General features: G+C 63.0%; 23 protein-coding genes and 1 tRNA gene. 5 read left to right on the top strand and 19 right to left on the bottom strand.

Annotated elements, in window-relative coordinates; genetic code table 11:
- Positions 1-80: 80 nt before the first annotated feature.
- From AX703_RS16355 to AX703_RS16335, 5 genes are all read right to left on the bottom strand, one after another.
- A complete protein-coding gene (locus tag AX703_RS16355) occupies positions 81-1,079 on the bottom strand; it encodes a hypothetical protein (protein ID WP_062345556.1) in 999 nt (332 codons plus the stop codon).
- A 272-nt stretch (positions 1,080-1,351) separates the two neighbouring features.
- Positions 1,352-2,746 (bottom strand): trehalose-6-phosphate synthase, encoded by a 1,395-nt coding sequence (locus AX703_RS16350; protein WP_062345555.1) that lies wholly within the window; start codon positions 2,744-2,746, stop codon positions 1,352-1,354.
- Positions 2,743-4,527, bottom strand: coding sequence for a glycoside hydrolase family 15 protein (locus AX703_RS16345; RefSeq protein ID WP_062345577.1), 1,785 nt, complete (start codon positions 4,525-4,527; stop codon positions 2,743-2,745). The genes AX703_RS16350 and AX703_RS16345 overlap by 4 nt, the downstream gene beginning before the upstream one ends.
- Positions 4,524-5,234, bottom strand: coding sequence for a trehalose-phosphatase (gene otsB / locus AX703_RS16340; protein ID WP_231735577.1), 711 nt, complete (start codon positions 5,232-5,234; stop codon positions 4,524-4,526). The genes AX703_RS16345 and otsB overlap by 4 nt, the downstream gene beginning before the upstream one ends.
- Positions 5,235-5,365: 131 nt before the next feature.
- The gene (locus tag AX703_RS16335; RefSeq protein ID WP_062345551.1) at positions 5,366-6,700 is read right to left on the bottom strand and encodes an SLC13 family permease; all 1,335 of its coding nucleotides are present in this window, start codon (positions 6,698-6,700) and stop codon (positions 5,366-5,368) included.
- A 124-nt stretch (positions 6,701-6,824) separates the two neighbouring features.
- Here AX703_RS16335 and AX703_RS16330 point away from each other — a divergent pair, with 124 nt between their 5' ends.
- On the top strand, positions 6,825-7,670 hold the full coding sequence (locus tag AX703_RS16330) for a hypothetical protein (protein WP_062345549.1): 846 nt from the start codon (positions 6,825-6,827) through the stop codon (positions 7,668-7,670).
- A gap of 9 nt (positions 7,671-7,679) precedes the next feature.
- On the opposite strand, the gene AX703_RS28695 is transcribed toward AX703_RS16330, so the two are convergent.
- Positions 7,680-7,808, bottom strand: coding sequence for a hypothetical protein (locus AX703_RS28695; protein WP_255355073.1), 129 nt, complete (start codon positions 7,806-7,808; stop codon positions 7,680-7,682).
- Positions 7,809-8,138: 330 nt separating this feature from the next.
- Positions 8,139-8,228, bottom strand: a tRNA-Ser gene (locus tag AX703_RS16325).
- Between the two features lie 177 nt (positions 8,229-8,405).
- Between AX703_RS16325 and hspQ the strand changes: the two genes are divergently transcribed.
- Complete coding sequence (hspQ, locus tag AX703_RS16320) at positions 8,406-8,786, top strand: heat shock protein HspQ (protein WP_062345547.1); 381 nt, start codon at positions 8,406-8,408, stop codon at positions 8,784-8,786.
- Positions 8,787-8,832: 46 nt separating this feature from the next.
- Here hspQ and AX703_RS16315 read toward each other — a convergent pair whose 3' ends face one another.
- Entirely contained in the window at positions 8,833-9,711 is an 879-nt protein-coding gene (locus tag AX703_RS16315; RefSeq protein WP_062345544.1) for an ABC transporter permease, read from the bottom strand.
- A 110-nt stretch (positions 9,712-9,821) separates the two neighbouring features.
- Between AX703_RS16315 and AX703_RS16310 the strand changes: the two genes are divergently transcribed.
- Together AX703_RS16310 and AX703_RS16305 are read left to right on the top strand one after the other, a co-directional pair.
- Entirely contained in the window at positions 9,822-10,520 is a 699-nt protein-coding gene (locus tag AX703_RS16310) for a GcrA family cell cycle regulator (RefSeq protein WP_062345542.1), read from the top strand.
- A gap of 85 nt (positions 10,521-10,605) precedes the next feature.
- Positions 10,606-11,769 carry a diguanylate cyclase gene (locus tag AX703_RS16305; protein ID WP_231735576.1) on the top strand — a complete coding sequence of 388 codons (1,164 nt, stop codon included), beginning with the start codon at positions 10,606-10,608 and terminating at the stop codon, positions 11,767-11,769.
- Positions 11,770-11,797: 28 nt separating this feature from the next.
- Here the strand turns inward: AX703_RS16305 and AX703_RS16300 are convergent, their stop codons facing one another.
- The 8 genes from AX703_RS16300 to AX703_RS16265 form a co-directional block, all read right to left on the bottom strand.
- Positions 11,798-12,016, bottom strand: a complete 219-nt coding sequence (locus AX703_RS16300) for a hypothetical protein (RefSeq protein WP_322788221.1) — start codon at positions 12,014-12,016, stop codon at positions 11,798-11,800.
- Between the two features lie 354 nt (positions 12,017-12,370).
- Positions 12,371-12,880, bottom strand: coding sequence for a hypothetical protein (locus AX703_RS16295; RefSeq protein ID WP_062345541.1), 510 nt, complete (start codon positions 12,878-12,880; stop codon positions 12,371-12,373).
- 96 nt (positions 12,881-12,976) lie between these two features.
- Positions 12,977-15,280 carry a polyribonucleotide nucleotidyltransferase gene (pnp, locus tag AX703_RS16290; RefSeq protein WP_062345539.1) on the bottom strand — a complete coding sequence of 768 codons (2,304 nt, stop codon included), beginning with the start codon at positions 15,278-15,280 and terminating at the stop codon, positions 12,977-12,979.
- Between the two features lie 162 nt (positions 15,281-15,442).
- The gene (gene rpsO / locus AX703_RS16285; RefSeq protein ID WP_039337765.1) at positions 15,443-15,712 is read right to left on the bottom strand and encodes a 30S ribosomal protein S15; all 270 of its coding nucleotides are present in this window, start codon (positions 15,710-15,712) and stop codon (positions 15,443-15,445) included.
- 5 nt (positions 15,713-15,717) lie between these two features.
- On the bottom strand, positions 15,718-16,629 hold the full coding sequence (truB, locus tag AX703_RS16280; protein ID WP_062345537.1) for a tRNA pseudouridine(55) synthase TruB: 912 nt from the start codon (positions 16,627-16,629) through the stop codon (positions 15,718-15,720).
- Positions 16,630-16,631: 2 nt separating this feature from the next.
- The gene (locus tag AX703_RS16275) at positions 16,632-17,339 is read right to left on the bottom strand and encodes a site-2 protease family protein (protein ID WP_062345535.1); all 708 of its coding nucleotides are present in this window, start codon (positions 17,337-17,339) and stop codon (positions 16,632-16,634) included.
- Complete coding sequence (locus AX703_RS16270; RefSeq protein WP_062345533.1) at positions 17,336-17,887, bottom strand: GNAT family N-acetyltransferase; 552 nt, start codon at positions 17,885-17,887, stop codon at positions 17,336-17,338. The genes AX703_RS16275 and AX703_RS16270 overlap by 4 nt, the downstream gene beginning before the upstream one ends.
- Positions 17,884-18,474: a thymidine kinase gene (locus AX703_RS16265; RefSeq protein ID WP_039337761.1), complete on the bottom strand. Its 591-nt coding sequence runs from the start codon at positions 18,472-18,474 to the stop codon at positions 17,884-17,886. The genes AX703_RS16270 and AX703_RS16265 overlap by 4 nt, the downstream gene beginning before the upstream one ends.
- A 52-nt stretch (positions 18,475-18,526) precedes the next feature.
- Here AX703_RS16265 and AX703_RS16260 point away from each other — a divergent pair, with 52 nt between their 5' ends.
- Positions 18,527-19,117: a YceI family protein gene (locus AX703_RS16260; RefSeq protein ID WP_062345531.1), complete on the top strand. Its 591-nt coding sequence runs from the start codon at positions 18,527-18,529 to the stop codon at positions 19,115-19,117.
- A gap of 3 nt (positions 19,118-19,120) precedes the next feature.
- Here AX703_RS16260 and rbfA read toward each other — a convergent pair whose 3' ends face one another.
- The 3 genes from rbfA to infB form a co-directional block, all read right to left on the bottom strand.
- A complete protein-coding gene (gene rbfA / locus AX703_RS16255; RefSeq protein ID WP_039337760.1) occupies positions 19,121-19,519 on the bottom strand; it encodes a 30S ribosome-binding factor RbfA in 399 nt (132 codons plus the stop codon).
- 2 nt (positions 19,520-19,521) lie between these two features.
- The gene (locus AX703_RS16250) at positions 19,522-20,058 is read right to left on the bottom strand and encodes a DUF1697 domain-containing protein (RefSeq protein WP_062345529.1); all 537 of its coding nucleotides are present in this window, start codon (positions 20,056-20,058) and stop codon (positions 19,522-19,524) included.
- Between the two features lie 430 nt (positions 20,059-20,488).
- Positions 20,489-22,867 (bottom strand): translation initiation factor IF-2 (infB, locus tag AX703_RS16245; RefSeq protein ID WP_062345527.1); only part of this gene is annotated, 2,379 nt, incomplete at its 5' end.

Raw genomic sequence — 22,867 nt, 5'->3', positions numbered from 1 at the left:
TTCCAATCGGGGCGACAACGACAGCAATTCAGGCTTATTCCATCGGCTGCAGAATTTTCTTCAACTCCCCAGTTCAGGCCTCAGTTAAGGCGCCAGCTGAGCGACACGCCTCCCGCGAAATCGGTGCTGCGTGCGTTGAAGCCGGTGCTGGCAAAGACCTGCAGGCGCAGCTTTCGCGAAAGACCGAAGTTGATCCAGCCGGTAGCTTCACTGCTGGCAATGCGACCCGGCGTCGCCGATTCCTGCCAGTCATAATCGGCCCCGACGATCGTGCCGCCGGGAAGCCGGTAGCTCACCCCACCGCTTGCCCCCCAGGTGTCCTGCAACGCCGATCCCGCCGGTTTGCCGAGAAAGCGATAGCGCGCACCGGCAAACAGGCTGAAGCTTCCGATGTCCTGCACGAGATCGCCGCTGATGGTAACATCGGCCTTGCCGGTACCAAGGCGTTTCGCTCTGGAGGCAGTGGGCAGCTTCACGCGCGCGCCAAGGTCGAGCCAGGTCGACCGGCCGAGTTCCAGCGAGTAGCCCAGTGCAACAGAGACATCGCCCAGCCCGCCCCGGCTGTTGGATATGGGCGCACCGGGCACTGGCGGCGTGATGATGCCTCCGCTGCCGCTGTCATCATCGCCGCCCGATGACCCCGAACCGCCGCTGCCAGAGCCGCCAGAGCCGGAATCGTCAGATCCCGAACCTGAACTTCCCGAACCGGAACCCGATGAGTCATCGCTGCCGGACCCACCGCTGCTGCTATCGTCGCCCGAACTGAGGTCTCCGAATCCGGCATCGCGCCCCTGTGGCGTGTCGAGAATGCTTCCCGGACCATCGATATGGACCCAGGGAACGGAAAGGCGGATCGAGAAGCCGCCCTTGCGGTACTTGATGGCGACAGGCGCGGAGACGACTTTCGTCGTCGCGGTATCGCCATATTTGCCTTCGGAGTAGTTGGCTCCGGCACTTGCGCGCCAGACCGCCGGCGCATCATCCTGCTGCGTCTGCGCTGCCGCCTCTTGCGCTGCCGCTGCCTGCACATAGGCTATGCCCGCCAGCAGGATAGCGCCTGCACGCATTGTATTCTTCATCGTACCCCCCTCGTCTGGCCGTGTGGTGATCCATCACAGCCCCCCCATAACGACACGACTTGCAGCATTATTCCGGGCAGAAAAGCAATTTTCGCACGGCCGGAGCATCCGGCACCCAGACAGATGCGCGAAATTCAATCGCTGCGTGCAGGTTCGCCAGAGCTTGAGGGGCTCGACGCAGTCGTCATGGTAGCAGGCACGTCATCTTTGCGATGAAAAGCATGGGGCACCTGGGCTCTATGCCGGGTGGCCTGGAAGCAGCTGTACGCCCTTCAGATTCTTTCCATTATGCCGCAAGTGGGCTGCTGGCAATCCTGAAGGGCCTCGGTGAAACGCTTCGACCACCACATCACGTCCTGCTCTTCCACGCCGTTCATGAGCGCTCGCCAGCGGCGGATCCTTTCCTCGCGCGGCATCCTGATGGCGCGGCCCAAGGCGTCCGATATCTCTTCGGCGCTATGCGGATTGACCAGCAGAGCCTCGGGCATCTGCTCGGCGGCACCGGCAAAGCGCGAAAGGATCAGCACGCCCGGATCGTCGGGGTCCTGCGCGGCAACATATTCCTTGGCGACAAGATTCATGCCATCGCGCAGGGGCGTGACGAGGCCCACCTTGCTGGCGCGATAGACCCCGGCGAGCATGTCGCGTGTGTAGCCCTGATTGACGTAACGGATCGGCACCCAGTCAAGCCCGGCATGCGCCCCATTGATGCGCCCGGCCAGCCCTTCAAGATTGCTGCGGATGCGCTGGTAGCTGTCGACCGTCCCGCGCGATGGCGGTGCGATCTGCAGGAGGGTCACCTCCTTGCGCTCCTCCGGGTGCTCGGTAAGGAACCGCTCATAGCCGAGGAAGCGCTCCTCGAGGCCCTTGGAATAATCGAGCCGGTCCACACCGACGATCAGCGTGCGGCCAACGGCGCTGACGCGGACCCGTTCATAGGTTTCCCTCGCCTTCTCGCTCGCCGCAAGGGCGGCGAATTCCTTTGCATCGATGCCGACCGGGCAGGCGATCAGCCGCAGGCGCCGTTCGCCCACAGTCAGCCAGCCATCGTCATCGATCGTACCGCCCAGCTCATGCGACACGTAATCGCCGAAAGATTGCAGCCATTCATCGGTGTGGAAGCCGATGAGGTCGTATGCCAGCAGGCTTTCGGTCAGCGCGCGCGCCTCGGGCAATGTCGCCAGCAGACGACGAGGCGGCCAGGGAATGTGCAGGAAGAAGCCGATGCGGTTCTCAACGCCACGCGCCCGCAGTTCCCTGCCCAGCGGGAACATGTGATAATCCTGCACCCAGACAAGATCGTCCGGCTCGATCAGCGGTAGCGCGGTCTCGGCAAAGCGTTCGTTGGCGCGCCGGTAGCCATCGGCGAAGCTGCGTTCGTATTCGGCCAGGTCTATCCGGTAGTGGAACAGCGGCCACAGCGTGCGATTGGCGTAGCCGTCGTAGTACTCCTCGATGTCCTGCTCTTCCAGATCCACCGTGGCCGTGGTCACGCCGTCAATGCGCTCCATGTTGATATGGCCGGTGAACTCGCTGGTCTCGTTGCCTGACCAGCCGAACCAGATGCCGCCATGTTCGCGCAGCGCAGCGGAGAGAGCGACTGCAAGCCCGCCCTGCGCACCGCCGCCGGCACTCACCCGGTTCGAAATGACTATCAGCCTGCTCATCGTACGGTGTTCCAGGGTTTGCTCAGCAGGACGGCGCAATTGATGAGCCCGACCAGAGAGTAGGTTTGGGGATAGTTGCCCCAGAGTTCGCCGCTTGCCGGATCGATATCTTCGGAAAGGAGGCCCGATTGCGTGCGGCGCCCGAGCATCTCTTCGTAAAGCGCGCGCGCCTCGGCGCTGCGTCCGGTCAGGTGCAGGGCCTCGATCAGCCAGAACGTGCAGACGTTGAAGGCTGTTTCCGGCAAACCGAAATCGTCCTCGGTGGCATAGCGCAGCATGTGCGATCCCCGCCGAAGGCCCTCTTCGATGGCCGCCAGTGTCGAGACAAAGCGCGGATCATCCGGCGCCAGGAAACGCAGGTCGAGCAACTGGATCACGCTGGCATCAAGATCGTCGCCCGAGAACGTGGCCGACATCCGCTCGGTCTCGGGCCGCCATGCGGCGCGCTCTATCCGCTCGCGGATCGTGGCCGCGCGCTGGCCCCAGAACGTGGCCCGGTCATCAAGGCCGATGGCTTGCGCGGCGTTGCCCAGCCGGTCGCAGGCCGCCCAGCACATCGCCGCCGAATAGGTATGGACCGATTGGCGCGTGCGCAGTTCCCACAAGCCTGCATCGGGCTTGTCGAACAGGTCCCATGCCCTCTCACCCACTTTCTCCAGCGCTTCGAAATCGGCAAGGCCCGACATGCGCAACAGGCGCTGGTCGAGGAACGCCTGGGTGTTTGACAGGACGATTTGACCATAGGCGTCGTGCTGGACCTGGGAATAGGCAGCGTTACCCACCCGTACCGGACCCATGCCGCGATATCCGGGGAGCTTTTCGGCCACCCCCTCGTCTATCCGCGCCTCGCCCAGCACGCCGTACAGCGGCTGAATATGGCCACCGCGGGCATTGTCGACGATGTTGCGCAAGTAGGCGAGATAACCTTCGAGCACGTCCAGCGCGCCAAGCCGGTTGAGCGCCTGCACGGTGTAATAGGCATCGCGGATCCAGCAGTAGCGATAGTCCCAGTTGCGTTGCGATCCCGCATGTTCGGGGACCGAAGTGGTCAGCGCGGCGACGATGGCGCCGGTCTCTTCGTGCTGGCACAGCTTGAGCGTTATCGCCGACCGGATCACCACGTCCTGCCATTCGACCGGCGTGGCCAGACCGCGCACCCAGTGCCGCCATTCGGCCACGGTCGCGTCAAGCATCTGTTCAAGCGTTTCGGCAAGATTGCCCGAGAAGCTCTCGTCCGGGCCCAGGAAGAAGTACTGTGCCTGCTCGACCCGGAAGACACGTTCCTCTGCCACAAGGCCGACCGGTGCAGAAGTGGTCAAGCGCATCGTCATGGCTTGCGAAAGGAAGCGGATGTGGTTCGATCCGCCGATGGTCACGGCGCAGGCGTTACCCCAGTTACAGGTCGGCCGAAGGTGCATGCGGATGCGCGGGCTGCCGGCCACCGGACGCACGATCCGCGCATAGGCGACCGGACGATAGGTGCGGCCATTGCGCCGGAAATAGGGGCAGAAGTCGATGACCTCTATCTCGCCGCCATTCGCATCGCGGTGGCGCGTGACGAGCACCGGCGTATTGCGCAGATAGCGCTGGGTGGTTTCCACACGATCTTCAAGATCGATGGACCACAGGCCTGTTTCCGGCTCTGCCCCACCCACCAGCGCAGAAAAGAACGGATCGCCATCGACGCGCGGGATGCAGCCCCAGACAAATGCGCCGGAGGTATCGATCAGCGCCGAGACCTGGCAGTTTCCGATTGGCCAGAGATCGAGCGATGCCGTCATGCCAGCGCCTCCCACAGCCATTCGCGCAAGTCGCCCGGAGACCGCAGGCCATAGGTTGCAGCAGTAGGTCGCGGCTCGCCCACAAGGATGGCGTGTCCGCCAAGGTCGCGAACCGCTGCAAAGCCCGGTTCGTCAGTCAGGTCGTCGCCTGCGAAAACCGGCGTCGTGCCTGCGAGGTCAGGATGCGCCATCATCGCCCGGATGGCACTGCCCTTGTCCGAACCTGCATCGCGCAGTTCCGCCATCATCTTCCCTTGCTGAAGAAACAGACCGTGGCTTTCAGCCAGTTCATGAGCGAGGGTGACAGCGTCCGCCTCGGCCTGCGGCATCATGCGGTAATGCAGGGCAACGCCAAGGCTCTTCTCCTCGACGAGCACGCCGGGGTGTTCGTCTGCGAATGCACAGAACCGAGCTGCCACGTCATCCAGCTGGCCGGGCCGTGGAGGACTTATCGTCACACCACCCCAGCGATGCTCGCCACCGTGGCTGCCTGAAATCCAGATGTCCCGGCTGACTGCACCCAGCATCCCGTCGATCTGAGCCAGGGAGCGCCCGCTCACCACGGCAAGCCTGCCGTCCAAACGGTCGAGCAGTGTATCGAGCAGAACCCGGGTCTGCGCATCGGCACAAACATCGCCGGGACAGTCATCAAGCTCGAACAACGTCCCGTCGAGGTCGAGAAAAAGCGTGCTGTCTTCGAAAGCCAAGTCGGCCGGAGGCGATAGGGGCATTGCCGCAAGCTTGATTGGGTCTCTCCTGAAAAGTCCCGGCCGCAAAGGGCTGCGCCCGGCCTCTTCCGAACCCGGGCACAGCAGGTTTTGTTCCTGCGATCAGCCAATTAGAACGGGAAGTAGTGGTGTATCGCCGCTACTGCCACAGCCCATGTCAGCAGGTTGAGTGGCAGGCCCACCTTCACGAAATCCATGTAGCGGTAACCACCCATCTGGTAGACGAGGACGTTGGTCTGGTAGCCGAAGGGCGTGGCGAAAGCCGCGCTTGCCGCCATCATGATCGTCACGAGAAACGGGCGGGGACTGACGCCAAGGCTTTCGGCGAGTGCCACTGCCACCGGCGTCAGCAGGACCGCAACGGTCGCATTCGACAGAAGTTCGGTAAGCAGCAGCGTCGCGCCATACAGCAGGATCAACGCCGTCAGCGGTCCGACCCCGTTGACCGAGCCGATCATCCACTGCGTGACTTCGGCGGCAAGGCCGGTCTGTTCCATGGCAATGCCGATGACCACCATCCCTGCGATCAGCAGCAGAATCTCCGGCCGCAATCCGGCATAGGCCTGATCGGGTGAAATCACGCGCAGCACTATGAGCAGGACCGCGCCGGCAAAGGCCGCTGCGGCAATCGGCACAAGGTTGATCGCCGCCACGGCAATCACGCCGATGAACACCGCCACGGAAATAAGCGCCATCCTCGGCTGGAACTCGTGGACCTCAGCGTAGACCTTGGTGTCTTCGAGCGAGTCTCCCGTGAGATCCACATGGCTGACGGAATGGCGCTCGAAATCGGCCCGGGACGATGTCCCTTCAGGCTCCCCGACGGGTGCCGGCGCGCCTTTGACGAGCTTGCCGGTAAACAGCACGAGATAAAGGCCTCCCACTGCCGCCATGGCCAGCCCGACCGGGGTGATCTCGAATATGCCGAACGGCGCTTGTCCGGACGACCGTGCCATGTCGTCGACCAGCAGGTTGGTGGATGTGCCGATCAGCGTGCAACTGCCCCCCAACACCGCGACATATGACAGGGGCATCAGGAAGCGTCGCGGATCGAGCCCGATGGATTTCGCCACATCCCTGATGACAGGCGCCGCAACCACCACGATCGGCGTGTTGTTGAGGAAGGCCGACCCGAAGCCGGACATGCCGATAAGCCCCCACAAACCCGCCGCGCCGGTCCTGCGGCAAAGCACGACGGCTTTCTCGATGGCCTTGTCGAGCAGCCCCGAAAGCTCCATCGCATAGGCAATCACGAACAGCGATGCGAGCGTGAGAATGGCGGGGCTGGCAAAAGCTCCCTGGACTTCGCTGGGGCGCACGGCGCCTGTCACCAGCAGGATGGCAGCGCCGCTCAGGGCAATGACATCGGCCCGCATTCGATCGGCAATCAGCGCGACGACAACGCTGACAAGGACCACAAGGGTCAGAATTTGCTCGATCGTCATGATTATCGAGCTCTTACAGACACATGACCTTTCCGACAATCGGTGCTAGGTCTTGGCGATGATAAGGGCATGTCGCAGTACGGAATGGTCGGCCAGTCGATCAGCCAACTGGTCGTTGGGCCGAATGTTGGTGCTGACAGCCTTGTTCGCCACCACCCTCTTCGCCCTCGCCGGTTGCCAGCAATCCGATCCGGAACCGCAGGCATCCTCTGCCCCAAAGGTCGCCATCGAGGCTTTGCCGACCACGACGCCCAAGGCGCTCTCCGCATTGGGCCGTGCCGATATCCTGGCCGCGGTTGCCGCGGCAGCAGACGAGGTCGCCGCTGGCAACCCCCTGCCGCAATCGAACCTCGAACTCGCGAACAGAAGCTTCGAACTGACCATGCCGATCGCCTGCGCGGACGGCGTGACCGGCGCCTGGGGTTCCTGGCGCCTGGATCCTTCATCGCGTGTCCTGCGGGTTAGCTTCAGTCGGCAAAACTGGGCCGCCGAGCCGCTATTTGCGGACCTTGCAAACGGCCAGCCGTTCGAGGCGGCCGAGGGCTTCTGGGTCGAACGCCCCTGGACACGCTCGGAACAGTGCCCGCGGCCGGTTGTCAGTGCGGCCGCGCCGGGAATTCCTGAGAAGGCGCCGCCAAAGATCGCTGAAGCTGCGCCACGGGACCAAGCCGCGCCGGACAACAGGCTCGCGCTCGTGCAGTATTTCTCGTCCGACGCGCCGCGTACGCTGCTTCGGGGCAAACGGCCTTATGCCTATACGGCGAAGGTGCCAAAGGATGCCGAGCCAACGGTGCGTGCATTCCGGGTCAGGATCGAAGGACGGATCACCGCCTTTGGCGATGGGCAGCCGGTGCATTGCGTGAATCAGCAGACAAGCAAACCGCCAGTTTGCGCGGTGGCGGTCGAATTCGGCAAGATAACCCTCGAAGATGCCGCGACCGACGAGACATTGGCAGACTGGGACAGCTAGGCCCTCGCATCAGGCGGGGTGTATCACCAGGCAATCGGGCGTTGCATCATCATCGCGGGTCGCCCGGCGCTCACGATTGGGGAATATCAAGGCCTCGGCATTGCCGGCATGGGGCATCGAGACATTCGGGCCGGTCATGCGGTTGATCGGCCCTTTGAGCGACGCATGGTAGCACCAGTCGGCCTTACCCCGGCAATGTACGAAGCGGCGATCCCATCACATCGGACGGCACGAGCGTATACGGGCAATGACCTCGACGGACATGCCCTTTCTCCTCAATGCTTCAAACGCTCGTGATTAACATAGGGACTGCACATCCACTGCGTCGAAATCGGAACCGCCCTTGTCATCGTCGCTGGCCTTGTGCCGATAGCAGTTGACGAAAGTCACGCTCAATTTCCGTCGACCGACGTTTCGCCAAAAAATCGAGGCGTTGGGCAGTTCAGTTGAAACCTTCAGGCTAATGGCTGGCGGAGAGGGTGGGATTCGAACCCACGGTACGGTTGCCCGTACACCGCATTTCGAGTGCGGCGCATTCGACCACTCTGCCACCTCTCCATGGTGCCAATCAGGGTGCCGCAAGGGGCGTTCCCGGTCGAGGAAGCGCGCCGTTAGCGCATGCAAACCGGCTTGCCAAGTAGAAAGCGGAAAGCTTTTTCCACAGGCGGCCTTTGGGATGAACCTTTATTGGCAAGCGGCTTGTTTGCACCGCGGCGAAACCCTATATCCTTGGGCATGGATCGTGCGAGTTTCTTTTCGCCACAAGCTGGACGCGATATTTCGGCCCCCCCCGTCTCATCGGCGCGCTTCTCGATCGGCGACGTTGTTCGCCATCGCATGTTCGGCTTCCGCGGCGTCGTCTTCGATATCGACCCGGTCTTCGCCAACAGCGAGGAATGGTACCAATCTATCCCCGAGGACATCCGTCCGCCGCGTGACCAGCCGTTCTATCACCTTCTCGCCGAGAACGACGAGAACAGCTACGTCGCCTATGTCAGCCAGCAGAACCTCCAGTCTGATGCCGAGGCCGGGCCGGTTGACCACCCTTCGCTGGACGAGATGTTCGAAGGTTTCCGCAATGGCCGCTATCGGCTGAGGCGCAGCCTGTCGCACTGACGCACAAGGGAGAACCGGCTCTCCCTTGTGGCGCGAGGGTTCCTTATCAGTTCTTGAGCTTCCAGCCCGACTTGAGCAGCCTGTACAGCAACGCACCCAGCGCGATATTCACCACGCCAAGGCCGATTGCGCCGTGCAGCACTGCCATGTTCGTATCGCCGATGTCGCTTTGCCCCAGAAAGCCGAAGCGGAAGCCCGAGATCACGTAGAAGATCGGGTTCAGTCGACTCACTGCCTGAAACGCCGGAGCAAGATTGTCGATCACGTAGAACGTGCCCGACAGCATCGAGAGGGGCGTGATGACGAAGTTGGTGACGGCTGCGTTGTGATCGAACTTCTCGGCCCAGATCGACGTCAGCACACCGACGATGGCAAGCAGGATCGAACCCATCAGGCCAAACCAGACGACTGCCCAGGGATGTGCGATCTTCAGCGACACTCCCGGCCAAAGCAGCATTGCCCCTGCCACGGCAAGACCGACCAGAACCGCGCGCGTGACTGCCGCGCCCACCAATGCCGTCATCAGTTCGCCGGTGGAGATTGGCGGCATCAGGTAATCAACAATGGTCCCCTGGATCTTTCCGCCAAGAAGACTGAAACTGGAATTGGCAAAGGCATTGTTGATCATGCCCATCGCGATCAGGCCCGGCGCAACGAAGCTGGCAAAGTTCACGCCAAGAACCATGCGCCCACCATTGGCACCGCCGCCAAGCGCGAGCGTGAATATCATCAGATAAAGCAGCGTGGTGACCGCTGGAGCCCAGATCGTCTGGGTCTGGACCTTGAAGAAACGGCGGACCTCCTTCATATAGAGAGTCCACAGCCCCAGCCTGTTGAAGCCGCGGAACACCGGTTGTCCGGGCGGGGCAAAGGTTCCGGCGTTGCGGGTTGTCGCCCCTTCACGGGGTAGCGGTTGATTGGCCATGGCCATCGCGGTATCGCGCTGGCACGCCGATGGCAAGCACGTGTCGGAACTTGCCGACCGGGCAGATTTTAACGGCCGGACCATTCCGGCACGGAAGGAAACGTGAAGGCATGAGCTGGACCGAAGAGCGGATCGAAAAGCTGACCAAGATGTGGGAGGGCGGGTCAACCGCCAGCCAGATCGCCGATGAACTCGGTGGCGTCAGCCGCAATGCGGTGATCGGCAAGGCACACCGCCTTGGGCTCAAGGCGCGCCCTTCCCCGGTAAAGACCAACGACAAGACGGATGCGTCGGCTTCTCCGGCAGCCCCCAAGGTTGCGAAGCCCGCCACCCCGGCTCCAGAACCCAAGGTCGCCGCGCCGCGCCCGGTCGTGGCGGCGGCACCACCAGCTCCAGCGCCGGCACCTCGCGTTGCTCCCGCACCATCCCCCGAAGCAAAGCCTGCGAGCGACGCTGCACCCGCGGCACCCCAACCGCGAATCGTCTCGGTCGGGCCCGGCGGCTTTTTGCGTCAGGGTCCCGGCGATCAGCAGGCACCTATCCCCCCCGCGCCGCCACGTCGCCTTGTGCCCGCACGCCCAAGCCCGGAAATCGCCGACAAGACCAGCCTGCTCGATCTCAACGATCGCATCTGCCGCTGGCCGATGGGCCACCCCGGCGAGCCGGACTTCCATTTCTGCGGCGAGAAGGTGAATCCCGGCTTCCCCTACTGTGTGGAGCATTGCGGCCGCGCCTATCAGGCGCAGCTCCCGCGCGGCCATCGTCGGCCTCCCCCGCCGATGCCTTTTGGCGGACCTCGCGTTCGCTGAGATCCACCTCAGGACGAACACGTATTCCCGGAATACTGCGGCGCCGCGTGGTTAATCTCACGCGGCGTTGGCCGTTCTGGCAGACATGACAAATGATCCTTCCTCGCGCGGGTCCCGGTCGCGCCTGCTCAGATGGCTCGGCCTTGCCGGAGAAGCGGAGTCCGGGGAGGAAACACTCGACAGCATCGGCCTCATCCGTGACGTGACTGCGCGCGAAATCTGGCTACCGGCCAAGCGCCGGCTTCTCGCGAAAGTAGCGGACTTCCTGATCGATCACGATCTCGAGGTGATGCCGTGGACGCTCGAGATCGCTTACGACTGTGTCACCGGTGCCAAGCCGAAGCTAGCCCAGATGATTCTCGAACGTACTGAAGCGGGTCAGCCGATTACGATTGTCTGGCTCGAACAAGTCGTTCGTGAGGAGGAAGGTGAAACCTCATCCGAACTCCTCGCCGCCCTCATGTCACGGTTGGAAGACACGCTCGAGGAGTTCGCAAGCGCCACGACCCACGCGAGGTCGGCGACGACCGAATATGGCGCCGCGTTGCAGCAACACGTCGATGATCTCGAACAAGTCGGTCGTGCCGGGGCGGTGATCACAGAGCTTGCCGCGCTCGCCAAGGCAATGATGCATCGCACGCGCGAGATCGAACACAACCTCTGCGAGTCCGAGCGGCGCGCAATGGAACTCCAGAAAAGTCTCGACGAAGCGCGTCGGGTAGCCGATGAGGATCACCTCACGGGACTTCCCAACCGCCGCGCGTTCGAAACCCTGTTCGAAAAGGAATATGCCGCAGCAAAGGCTTCCGGCGAACCGCTCTGCGTGGCGTTTTGCGACATCGATCACTTCAAGCGCATCAATGACTGCCATGGCCACGCCGCAGGCGACCGGGTACTCAAAGTGGTTGCCGAGACCCTCAGCCAGATTTCAGACGCCCGCTGCCATGTGGCGCGGCACGGGGGCGAAGAGTTCGCCGTGCTGTTCCGCGCCCTCCCGCCCGAGAAGGCGTGGGACCGTCTAGATCAGGCGCGCGAAAGCATAGCGGAACGACGCCTCGTCAATCGCGCCACCGACATGCCGTTCGGCCGTGTCACGTTCTCCGGCGGGATTGCCGACGTCTTCGCCTACAAGACCCGCAGCGATGCACTGCGGGCGGCTGACGAAGCCCTCTATGCGGCAAAGCAGTCGGGTCGGAACTGTATCCTGGTGGCCGGACAGGAACCGCCACCCTTGCGCGACGCGGCCTAGCCGCCTCGAGGCCTGACACTGTTCGCGATCAGCCGTACTGCGAGTTCTGGCTGCGTTGGAAGGCAAATCTCGGGACGCGTCCTTCGATCATGGTCGTCTTCAGCACGATCCGCATTTCGTCAGCGCCCTCCTCGCGCGTGCAGACAAGCCGCGTTCCACCCGAAGGCAGGACTTCGAGCGCGCTGATAGCGACGCCGGATTTCTCGCAAAGTGCTCGGACGCGGGCTTCGTTCAGTGTGGTATTCATGGCTCGGCTCATGCGAGGTACTCCGTTGCGAACACGTCTGCGATCGTGTTCTGTGTGCTCGGTCGCGCCCACCCTGCCGCTGCAGGCGCGCTCGGATCTTCTACAGGTGGAGATGTTGCTGGCGCAGTCTTGCGCAAGCACAAGCTTGTTAGCGCGGTCCTGCCCGCAAGCGCTGGCCACAGCGCCCATCACCAACCTCTGGTGCTTTCCATATTGTTGGTTGAGGTCCACGACAGACTCCCATTGCGTAAGCGGGAGCGCGACAGGTCTCTCAGCCGGTGATGCCTACAATGGTCATCTCACCGATGCCCCCGCTGTGGACCGTTGGCGCGGGAATAGCAAACTTAAAGCGTCTCAATCCTGCAGATCGAACACGATCCGGGGTGCAAACAAGACAAGCTTGCGCGCCCACTCTTCGGGAGTTTCACCGATTACCTCGCTGTCGAAAAGCCGCAGGCGCTCACCCTGCTGGTCGTAAAGGCTGATGAGATCGCTGCTACCATCGCCCCGACGGACGACGATGCGCGAAATGTCGGCAAGCGCGATGAAACCATGATTGCCCGGCCGTTGGCGCGTGCGCCCCTGCCACCACTCCAGCGTACCAGCTTCGAGATCCAGTCGGCTCCCCCGCCGGGTGTTGGCCACAAGTTGACCCGCCGCACCCACGAGGCCAAGCGCACCGACCGCGCCTGCAACGGGCACCAGCCAAGGCGCACACTCGCCACCTTCGCTGCAATTATCCTTGGGGTTCACCATCAGCGACGCCGACACGAAGGCGGCGCCCAGCACTCCCATCAGCCACCAGCGTGGATCGCGCCGCGCACTGCATTCGAACACCACGATATTGTGTGACGGCCTTGCCATGTCTCCGTGTCTGCCAGCGAATGATGACCGTTTTGCAAATGAAAAAGGCCCCACCTTGCGGTGGAGCCCCTTTCTGTCTGGCCTGCTGGCCGTTCCTCAGTCGTCGGACTTGAGGAACGCCGGCATGTGATCCGGAGCCGGACCGTCTTCACGGTCACGGCGAGGACGATCACCGCCTTCACGACGGGGCCCACGGTCGCCACGGCCACCACGATCATTACCGCGCGGCCCACGACGGTCGCCGCGATCACCACGATCACCGCGTGGTTCACGCGGTTCACGGGCGGGGCGGGTGTCTTCCAACTCCGCGCCAGTTTCCTGATCGACGACGCGCATCGAAAGGCGCACCTTGCCGCGCTGGTCGATCTCGAGGACCTTGACGTAGACGTCCTGGCCTTCCTTCACCACGTCGGTCGGCTTTTCCACGCGCTCGTTCTTCATTTCGGAGACGTGGACGAGGCCGTCCTTGCCACCCATGAAGTTCACGAAAGCGCCGAAGTCGACGATGTTGACGACCTTGCCCTTGTAGATCTTGCCGACCTCGGCTTCCTCGACGATGCCGAGGATCCAGTTCTTGGCGGCTTCGATCTGGGTCAGGTCCGAAGACGAGATCTTGATCAGGCCTTCGTCGTCGATGTCGACCTTTGCACCGGTGGTCGCCACGATCTCGCGGATCACCTTGCCGCCGGTGCCGATGACGTCGCGGATCTTCGACTTGTCGATCTGCAGCGTCTCGATGCGCGGAGCATGCGCCGAAAGCTCGGTACGTGCCTCGCCCAGCGCCTTGGTCATCTCGTTCAGGATGTGCGCGCGGCCTTCCGAAGCCTGCTTGAGGGCAACCTCAAAGATTTCGCGCGTGATGCCGGCGACCTTGATGTCCATCTGCATCGTGGTGATGCCTTCGGACGTGCCTGCCACCTTGAAGTCCATGTCGCCGAGGTGGTCCTCGTCGCCCAGGATGTCCGAGAGGACGGCGAACTCGCTGCCTTCAAGGATGAGGCCCATGGCGATGCCCGAAACCGGGCGCTTGATCGGCACGCCCGCGTCCATCATCGAAAGGCAGCCGCCGCAGACGGTGGCCATCGACGACGAGCCGTTCGACTCGGTCACGTCCGAAAGGACGCGGATGGTGTAGGGGAACTCGTCCTTGGTCGGCAGCACCGGGTGCAGCGCACGCCATGCCAGCTTGCCATGGCCCACTTCACGACGGCCCGGAGCGCCGAAACGGCCAACTTCGCCAACCGAGTACGGCGGGAAGTTGTAGTGGAGCATGAAGTTTTCGTAGCGCAGGCCTTCAAGGCCATCGATCATCTGCTCGGCGTCCTTGGTGCCCAGCGTGGTGGTGCAGATGGTCTGCGTTTCACCGCGCGTGAACAGCGCCGAACCGTGGGTGCGCGGCAGGAAGCCGACCATCGATTCGATCGGGCGGACCTGCGTGACCGAACGACCGTCGATGCGGGTGCCGTCCTTGAGGATGGCGCCGCGCACGATGTCCGCTTCGACCTTCTTCATGGTCTTGATGGCGACCATCTGGGTCTGCGGCGTTTCACCGGCAAACGCTTCCTTGGCCTTGGCGCGGGCAGCGTTGAGCGCGTCTGAACGGGCCGACTTGTTGGTCAGCTTGTAGGCAGCCGCGATGTCCGCACCGACGAGGTCCTTGAGCTTCTTCTTGATGTCGGCGGTGTTGTCCGACAGGTCGATTTCCCAGGGATCCTTCGCAGCCTTCTCGGCCAGTTCGATGATCGCACCGATGACCTTGCGGCACTCGTCATGCGCGAACAGCACGGCACCGAGCATTTCGTCTTCGCTCAGTTCCTTGGCTTCCGATTCCACCATCATCACGGCAGAGTCGGTCGCGGCGACCACGAGGTCGAGGCGGCCATCGGTCAGCGCGGCGTCCTGCTTCGGGTTCAGCACGTATTCGCCATCGACGAAGCCGACGCGCGCAGCGCCGATCGGGCCCATGAACGGAACGCCCGAGATGGTCAGCGCAGCCGAGGCCGCAATCATCGCGACGATATCGGGTTCGGTCTCGCCGTCATAGCTCAGAACCTGGGCGATGACGTTGATTTCGTTGTAGAAACCTTCGGGGAACAGCGGGCGGACCGGACGGTCGATCAGGCGGGAAACCAGCGTTTCCTTTTCCGTCGCGCCGCGCTCGCGCTTGAAGAAGCCGCCCGGGATGCGGCCAGCTGCCGAATACTTTTCCTGGTAGTGGACGGTCAGCGGGAAGAAGTCTTGGCCTTCCTTGACCGACTTTGCCGCGGTGACCGCGCAAAGGACTACAGTTTCGCCGTAAGTGGCGAGGACCGCGCCGTCAGCCTGACGGGCAATGCGGCCGGTTTCGAGGGTGAGGGTCTTTCCGCCCCACTCCAGCGATACGGTTTTGACGTCGAACATTTTACATCCTTCAGCCCGCGCGCCCTATTGCGAACGGGGTTTGCTGCCGGGGAATGCCGTCCCGGTCCGGTGTGGGGCCGTTTGTCTTGCCCCGGAGGCACCTCGCCGAATTGCGAGGACGCCAGAAAGCAAAAGCGGCCCGCTTGGGGCCGCTCCGCTTGGTTACTTGCGAAGACCGAGCTTCTGGATCAGGTCGTTGTAACGACCCACGTCCTTCTTCTTCAGGTAGTCGAGCAGCGAACGACGCTTGTTGACCATCATCAGCAAGCCGCGACGCGAGTGGTTGTCCTTGTGGTTGGACTTGAAGTGCTCGGTCAGCGTCTGGATGCGGCTGGTCAGGATCGCGACCTGGACTTCCGGCGAACCGGTGTCGCCTTCGGCGCGAGCGTGAGCGGCAATGACTTCCTGCTTCTTTTCTGCGGTAATCGACATGTATTCTACTCCGCGACATCCTTCAGATTGAAGCCCCTCTGGACCTTTAGGCTTCCGCCCGAAAGCTCCACCAGCGCGACCGGAACAGATCCGGCCCTCGCCCAGTAAAGCCCGTCCTCGAAGGGCAATCCCGCCAGAACGCGGCCCTGACGGACCGCCCTTGCCTGCTCGGGATCGAAGGAGAGAGCCGGGATGTCGACCAGCCCTGCCTCCAGCGGCAAGAGTATGTGTTCAAGGGGCGCGCCTTTACCCACATCGTTCAATTTGTCCAGCGAAATCGCCTGGGCAATGTCGAACGGCCCAGCCTTCAGGCGGCGCAGCATGGTAACATGCCCCACGGTGCCGAGCGCGCGGGCAATGTCGCGCGCAAGGCTGCGGATATACGTTCCTTTCGATACATGGGCAGTCAGGGTCAGTTCTTCAACCCGCGCCGGATCTGCAACAGGTTCGGCAACCAGCGAGCGGATCACCACATCACGCGATTTCAGCTCGAACGTCTCGCCCTTGCGCGCAAGGTCATAGGCACGTTCACCATCGACCATCAGCGCTGAATAGGCGGGCGGAACCTGCGAAATCGGGCCGGTAAAGCGCGGCAGCACTGCCTTGATCTCTTGCCAGGAAGGCCGGACGTCGCTTGTCGCCACGATCTTGCCCTCAAGGTCGAGCGTGTCCGATTCCTCACCGAAACGCACCGTGAAGGCATAGACCTTGCTCGCATCGAGCATTCGGCCGCACAGCTTGGTAGCCTCGCCGATGGCAATGGGCAAAACGCCGGTCGCCAGCGGGTCAAGCGTGCCGCCATGGCCCACCTTGCACTTGCCGAACCCCGCCGCCCGCAGGTTGCGCTTCACCGCCGCCACGCCCTGCGTCGAGCCGAGTTCGAGCGGCTTGTCGAGAATGATCCAGCCATCAACCATGGTCAGAGCGGCTCAGGCCCGGCAACCAGCGTCGCCAGTCTGGCAAGGTGCTGCCCAAACCATTCCACCGGTGGCCCGATCAGCCGCTGCACCAGATGCAGCTCCGGCCAGAAGTACGGCAGGATCACGAGGAAGGCGAACACCACCAGCAAACCATAAGGCTCAATCTTGCCATAGACGCGTGCCAGTGGCGCAGGCAGCACGCCCATCACGATGCGCGACCCGTCGAACGGCGGAATCGGCAGCAGGTTGAACGCGCCGAGGAAAAGATTGACGATCAGGAAATTGCGCAGGTTGTCCGAAAAGAACAGCGCCCCCAGCCCCGGCTCGGCCATGCCGTCCGTTGCCCTCACCAGCAGACCCAGCCCGATGGCGGCAATCAAGGCCAGCACGAAATTGGTGAGCGGCCCCGCTGCCGCCACCAGCACCATGCCCCAGCGCGGATTGCGCAAGCGGCGAAAGTCCACAGGCACCGGCTTGGCCCAGCCGAATACCGGCGCCCCGCTCAGCTTCAGCAGCCCGGGCAAGATGATCGTCCCGAATGGATCGACATGGCGCAGCGGATTGAGGCTCAGCCGCTTCTGCTCCGCCGCCGTCGGATCGCCCAACGCCCGCGCCACCCAGCCATGGGCCACCTCGTGGAACACGATCGCCAGGATCATGGGAATTGCGATCGTGGCAATCTGCCAGACCAGACCTTCGGGGTTCATTTCTTGTTGCTCATCCAGTCGTCACGCAGGATCGAAAACAGCACGGTATCGCGGACACGGCCCGTCCACGTCTGACGCTCGTGCCGCATCACGCCTTCCTGCACTCCGCCAACCTTCCTGACCGCAGCCTGACTGCGCAGGTTCATCGTATCCACCTTGAACGCCACGCGCTCCAGCCCACAAGCAAAGGCGTGGTCAATCATCAGCCGCTTAAGCCGTCCGTTGAGGCCGGTGCCGCGAACCGACGGCACGATATAGCTGTTGCCGATCTCGATCGACCAACCCGGCGCGCCATGTTCGATCCACGCCGTCATGCCGACCAGCACCTCGCCCGAAAAGACAGCATAGGGCCGCCGCTGCGGCGCAGAGTTCAGCAGGCTATCGAATTGCGGATCGAAAGCATCGCCCCGATAGCTGAAAGGATAGACGTCCCAGATCTCGTCATCCTGAGCACAAGCCCGCCGCAGGCCCTCGCGATGATCCTCGCGCAGCGGCTCGAGCCGCAAGTCGCCATCGGCGAGCGGCACGTACAGTCCATCTCCGCTCATGCCCCCATCGCCTCCGAAAAGTGCTTGCGACACAGCGCAACATAGCGGTCGTTCCCGCCGATCTCCGTCTGCGCCCCTGCCCGCACCGCTGCACCGCTTTCGTCCACGCGCAGGTTCATTGTCGCCTTGCGCCCGCAGTGGCAGACCGCTTTCAATTCCACCAGCGAGTCCGCAATGCCGAGCAGCGCTGCCGCCCCTTCGAACAACTCGCCCTGAAAATCGGTGCGCAGGCCATAGCACAGCACCGGCACCCCTGCCTCGTCGGCAATCCGCGCCAGTTGCCAGACCTGTGCCTTGGACAGGAACTGCGCCTCGTCCACCAGCACGCAAGACAGCGGCTGTACCACATGGGCAGCTTTCACCGCTCCCCACAGGTCGGTAGCATGATCGAAACGATGGGCCTCGGCATGAAGGCCGATGCGGCTTTCGATGGCAAAGTCTTGCCCCTTGGCGCCGCCCCGGTCATCCAATGCCGCAGTCCACAGCATCGTGGCCATCCCTCGCTCGCGGTAGTTGAAGTCCGCCTGCAGAAGATTGGTCGATTTGCCGGCGTTCATGCTGGCGTAGTAGAAATAGAGCTTGGCCATCGCGCACAGCCATAAGCACCACGTTCTGGATTGCCAGAGGGATCGCCGACCAATGCGCAGGAAAACTCGACGGATCATCAGCGCACTGGCCAGCGCCGCCGCGACATTGGTCCTGCTCGGCAACGCCCCACCGCAGAAGCTGCGCTACCGCATCGACGCCCCACACAGCGAAGTCCACGCCCGCGTCGGCTTCTTCGGCATCGCCAGCAAGACCGCGCGTTTTACCGCCATCACCGGCGGGATCGAACTGGACCCAGCGCATCTCGATAACGTGAAGCTCGATGTGACGCTCGATGCGACGGCGCTACAGGCCGGGGATTCCGTCACGCTCAAACGTCTGAAAGGGCCGGACTTCTTCGATGTCGAACAACACCCGCAGGTCCGTTTCATCGGCCGTTCGATGGCGATGACCGGGCCGGTCACGGCGGTCGTCAGTGGCGAGCTTACCGCAAAGGGCGTCACACGCCAAACCACGCTAAACGTGAGCTTTGCCGCACCACCGGCCAAGGCCACAGGGCGCGAGGCGATCCGCCTTTCGGGGCGGACCAGGATCGACCGCACGGATTTCGGAATGAATGCCTATCGCCTGATCGTGTCGAAGTCCGTCACGATCACCATCAATGCGCAGATGGTCCCGGCCTGAAGCTCAATCCTCGGCGTCGAGATCGCGCCGCACCTTCGGGTCGCTCAGCAGCTGCTCGATCCGGCTTGCCTCGTCAAAACTCTCGTCTGGCAGGAACTTCAGTCGCGCCGCGTACTTTAGCCGCAGCCGCTGCGCCACTTCGCGCTGGAAGAACGCGGTATTGGTGCGCAGTGCCTTGAGGACGATCTCCTCGTCCTCACCCAGCAGCGCCTTGATGAACACCGTGGCATGGCGCAAGTCAGGCGACATGCGCACTTCGGTGACCGAAACGGTATGCGCCGAAAGAACGTCGTCATGCACTTCCTGCCGCGTCAGCAGCTCCGACAGGATATGGCGCACCTGCTCACCCACCTTCAGCAGGCGGACGGAACGGGTTTCTGGGGAGGTTTGAAACTTGGCCAATTCTAACTCATCTTCGAAAGGATACGTGCAATCGATCGCACGTTGCGCGCGGTGCCCCGGCAACCAAGACGGCGCTCGATGAAGGCGCTCGTCAGCTTGCTTTCGGCCACGCTGCTTACGAAATCGATATAGATGCTGCGCTCGCCGATTGCCAGTTTCTCGAGACCGCGCATCGCCTGGTCGGCTGCCAGCTTGTCGAAAGCTGTCTGGTCGGGCTGACGTTCGAGGAACAGCGTGTGGACCAGATTGTCCTTGCCGATGCCGGTAAAGGGATTGCCCTCCACCGCTTGTGCGATTGCTGCCCGATCGCGCACCGCGACAAAGCTCTTGATGTCGAACCGCTCCAGCATGACGTGCGCGAACAGGTCTTCAAGGCCATCCAGCGGACGATCGTCATAGTCGAACAGCAGGTTGCCGCTGGCGATCACGGTCTCCAGCCCGGTCAGCCCTTCCCGCTCGAACGCCCAGCGCAGATCCGCCATCGTCACGCGATTACCGCCGACGTTGATGGATCCGAACAGGGCGACATAGCGGGTCATGGCAGGGGGCCGTTCTTGCAATTTAGAGCAAATGTGCTATCAGCAGCGGATCACTACGGTTGCTAATTTCACAATCACCATCCCGGAACCCGGACGCTGCTACGTCCGGGTTCTTTCTGTATTGGGGGTGCCGCTGCTACAGCACCCCCGCACTGGTTTTACTTGCGGCCAAGCTCGATGAGCTTGATCACCAGTCCGACGAGCCCCACGATCAACGTGGCAACGCCGAGAACCAGAATCACTACGGTATCCAATTTCAAAAACATCACCTCCCGTTCTGTCGCCGGTAGCGACCTCGGAAAGGCGTTTTTGGAACAAGACCTGTGTGACCCTAGTCTTGTGCTTTGAAGCTATTGACTAGTCAGACTGCCGCCAGAATGGCAGGATGCCCCGCCGCCCCTGAAGGCGGACGAAGCATCCCCTTACCTCATCAGAGCGTACGATCGCGCATCTCGACTTCGAAGACTTCCAGCTGGTCGCCAGCCTTGATGTCGTTCGTGTCCTGCAACAGCACGCCGCATTCCAGGCCTGCGCGGACTTCCGGCACGTCGTCCTTGAAGCGGCGCAGCGAGGCGATGGTCGTGCGGCTGACAATGACGTCGCTGCGCGTAAGGCGTGCATGCAGACCCTTGCGGATGACGCCTTCGACCACGAGCAGACCGGCTGCCTTGTCCTTCTTGCCCGCCGGGAAGACTTCCTTGACCTCGGCACGGCCGACGACCGTTTCGATCGCCTCCGGACCCAACTCGCCCGCCATTTCCGAACGAATGTCGTCGGTGAGCTGATAGATCACGTCGAAGTACTTCATCCGCACCTTGTTGCGCTCGATCAGCTCGCGCGCCTTGGCGTTCGGACGGACGTTGAAGCCCACGATGGGCGCGCCGCTGGCCTGCGCCAGGTTGACGTCGCCTTCGGTGATGGCGCCCACGCCAGACTGCAGGATGCGCACCTTGATCTCGTCGGTCGAGATCTTGTTGAGCGCGTTGACGATCGCTTCGACCGAACCCTGCACGTCGGCACGGACAACCAGCGGATACTCGATGACCGTGTTCTTCGCAGCCAGCGCAGAGAACATGTTTTCGAGGCTGGCAGGCGCCTGCACGGTGCGCTTGGCGGTAGCGCGTTCCTGACGGTACGCGGCCACTTCGCGGGCACGGGCTTCGCTTTCGACCACGGTCAGCGTGTCACCGGCCATCGGCACGCCGCCGATGCCGAGCACTTCGACCGGCAGCGACGGACCCGCCGCCTTCACCTGACGGCCCTTGTCGTCGAGCATGGCGCGGACGCGGCCCGACTGGGTGCCGACCACGAGGATGTCCCCGACCTTTAGCGTACCGCGATTGACCAGCACGGTCGCCAGCGGGCCCTTGCCCTTGTCAAGCTTGGCCTCGATCACGGTGGCTTCCGCTGCGCGATCCGGGTTCGCCTTCAGTTCGAGCAGTTCTGCCTGCAGCAGGATCTTCTCGATCAGCTCGTCAAGGCCCGCGCCAGACTTCGCCGACACTTCCACGTCCTGCACGTCGCCCGACATCGCCTCGACGATGATCTCGTGCTCGAGCAGGCGCTCGCGGATCTTCTGCGGATTGAATTCGGGCTTGTCCGACTTGGTGATCGCCACAATCATCGGCACGCCGGCCGCCTTGGTGTGGTTGATCGCCTCGATCGTCTGCGGCATGAGCCCATCGTCACCAGCAACCACCAGAATGACGATGTCGGTGACATTGGCGCCGCGCATGCGCATTTCAGTGAAGGCCTCGTGGCCCGGGGTGTCGAGGAAGGTGATGAACTCACCGCCCTTGGTCTTGATCTGGTATGCACCGATGTGCTGCGTGATGCCGCCGGCTTCGCCGCGCACCACGTCGGTGCCGCGCAAGGCGTCGAGCAGCGAGGTCTTGCCGTGGTCGACGTGACCCATGATCGTCACCACCGGCGGACGCGCCTGCAGCGTGTCCTCGGCGTCAACGTCCGAAGACGTATCGATATCAGCATCGCTGTCGCTCACGCGCTGGATGTTGTGGCCGAATTCGGTGACGAGCAGTTCGGCGGTGTCCTGGTCGATGGTCTGGTTGATGGTGACCATCATGCCCATCTTGAACAGCGCCTTGACGAGGTCCGCAGCCTTTTCGGCCATGCGGTTCGCCAGCTCCTGCACGGTGATCGCATCAGGCACGACCACGTCGCGAACCTGCTTTTCACGCGGCTGCGACTGGCCGGCGAAGTGCGCACGGCGTTCCTTTTCTCGGGCACGCTTCAGCGCAGCGAGCGAACGGGCGCGCGCGCCTTCGTCCTCGTTGAGCGCGCGCGTAACGGTCAGCTTGCCGCCACGACGGTCCTCGGTCTTGCGATCGCGCGGATTGGCGGCGGGCTTCTTCGCAGCAGGCTCGGGACGCTTGATCGGCGCGGGCGAGGCAACCGGGGTAAAGCGGCGCGGTGCCGGGATTACCGGCGCGGCTTCCTCTGCCTTCGGCTCGGCAGCCTTGGCTTCGACCGGAGCAGGCGCGGCTTCCGGCTGCTTGGCCACTTCAGGCGTCGCCACTGGCGTGGGCGCAGGAGCAGGCGCAGCTTCCGGTTCCGGGGTCGGCTCTGGCGCAGGTGCGGGTGCCGCTTCAGCCTTGGCCTTTTCCTCGGCGCGGCGACGCTCTTCCTCGATCGCCTTGAGCTTTTCTTCCTGCTCGCGACGGTTCGCCGCTTCCAGCGCAGCGAGGCGGGCTTCCTCGGCTTCGCGCAGCAGGCGAGCCTGCATTTCCTGGCGGGTTTCGCGGCTGGCCGATGGCGGCGGAGGCGGCGGGGGCGGCGGAGGCGGCGGAGC

This window comes from Novosphingobium sp. CCH12-A3, assembly GCF_001556015.1.
GTDB lineage: Bacteria > Pseudomonadota > Alphaproteobacteria > Sphingomonadales > Sphingomonadaceae > Novosphingobium > Novosphingobium subterraneum.
The sequence above is the reverse complement of the archived record's forward strand: the minus strand, read 5'-3'. Positions and strand labels throughout refer to the sequence as shown.

What these genes read in the sequence shown, in the direction of transcription:
- AX703_RS16355 (WP_062345556.1), bottom strand. Translation starts at nt 1,079, where the DNA reads ATGAAGAATACAATGCGTGCAGGCGCTATCCTGCTGGCGGGCATAGCC.
- AX703_RS16350 (WP_062345555.1), bottom strand. Translation starts at nt 2,746, where the DNA reads ATGAGCAGGCTGATAGTCATTTCGAACCGGGTGAGTGCCGGCGGCGGT.
- AX703_RS16345 (WP_062345577.1), bottom strand. Translation starts at nt 4,527, where the DNA reads ATGACGGCATCGCTCGATCTCTGGCCAATCGGAAACTGCCAGGTCTCG.
- AX703_RS16335 (WP_062345551.1), bottom strand. Translation starts at nt 6,700, where the DNA reads ATGACGATCGAGCAAATTCTGACCCTTGTGGTCCTTGTCAGCGTTGTC.
- AX703_RS16330 (WP_062345549.1), top strand. Translation starts at nt 6,825, where the DNA reads ATGTTGGTGCTGACAGCCTTGTTCGCCACCACCCTCTTCGCCCTCGCC.
- AX703_RS28695 (WP_255355073.1), bottom strand. Translation starts at nt 7,808, where the DNA reads ATGACCGGCCCGAATGTCTCGATGCCCCATGCCGGCAATGCCGAGGCC.
- hspQ (WP_062345547.1), top strand. Translation starts at nt 8,406, where the DNA reads ATGGATCGTGCGAGTTTCTTTTCGCCACAAGCTGGACGCGATATTTCG.
- AX703_RS16315 (WP_062345544.1), bottom strand. Translation starts at nt 9,711, where the DNA reads ATGGCCAATCAACCGCTACCCCGTGAAGGGGCGACAACCCGCAACGCC.
- AX703_RS16310 (WP_062345542.1), top strand. Translation starts at nt 9,822, where the DNA reads ATGAGCTGGACCGAAGAGCGGATCGAAAAGCTGACCAAGATGTGGGAG.
- AX703_RS16305 (WP_231735576.1), top strand. Translation starts at nt 10,606, where the DNA reads ATGACAAATGATCCTTCCTCGCGCGGGTCCCGGTCGCGCCTGCTCAGA.
- AX703_RS16300 (WP_322788221.1), bottom strand. Translation starts at nt 12,016, where the DNA reads ATGAATACCACACTGAACGAAGCCCGCGTCCGAGCACTTTGCGAGAAA.
- AX703_RS16295 (WP_062345541.1), bottom strand. Translation starts at nt 12,880, where the DNA reads ATGGCAAGGCCGTCACACAATATCGTGGTGTTCGAATGCAGTGCGCGG.
- pnp (WP_062345539.1), bottom strand. Translation starts at nt 15,280, where the DNA reads ATGTTCGACGTCAAAACCGTATCGCTGGAGTGGGGCGGAAAGACCCTC.
- rpsO (WP_039337765.1), bottom strand. Translation starts at nt 15,712, where the DNA reads ATGTCGATTACCGCAGAAAAGAAGCAGGAAGTCATTGCCGCTCACGCT.
- truB (WP_062345537.1), bottom strand. Translation starts at nt 16,629, where the DNA reads ATGGTTGATGGCTGGATCATTCTCGACAAGCCGCTCGAACTCGGCTCG.
- AX703_RS16275 (WP_062345535.1), bottom strand. Translation starts at nt 17,339, where the DNA reads ATGAACCCCGAAGGTCTGGTCTGGCAGATTGCCACGATCGCAATTCCC.
- AX703_RS16270 (WP_062345533.1), bottom strand. Translation starts at nt 17,887, where the DNA reads ATGAGCGGAGATGGACTGTACGTGCCGCTCGCCGATGGCGACTTGCGG.
- AX703_RS16265 (WP_039337761.1), bottom strand. Translation starts at nt 18,474, where the DNA reads ATGGCCAAGCTCTATTTCTACTACGCCAGCATGAACGCCGGCAAATCG.
- AX703_RS16260 (WP_062345531.1), top strand. Translation starts at nt 18,527, where the DNA reads ATGCGCAGGAAAACTCGACGGATCATCAGCGCACTGGCCAGCGCCGCC.
- AX703_RS16250 (WP_062345529.1), bottom strand. Translation starts at nt 20,058, where the DNA reads ATGACCCGCTATGTCGCCCTGTTCGGATCCATCAACGTCGGCGGTAAT.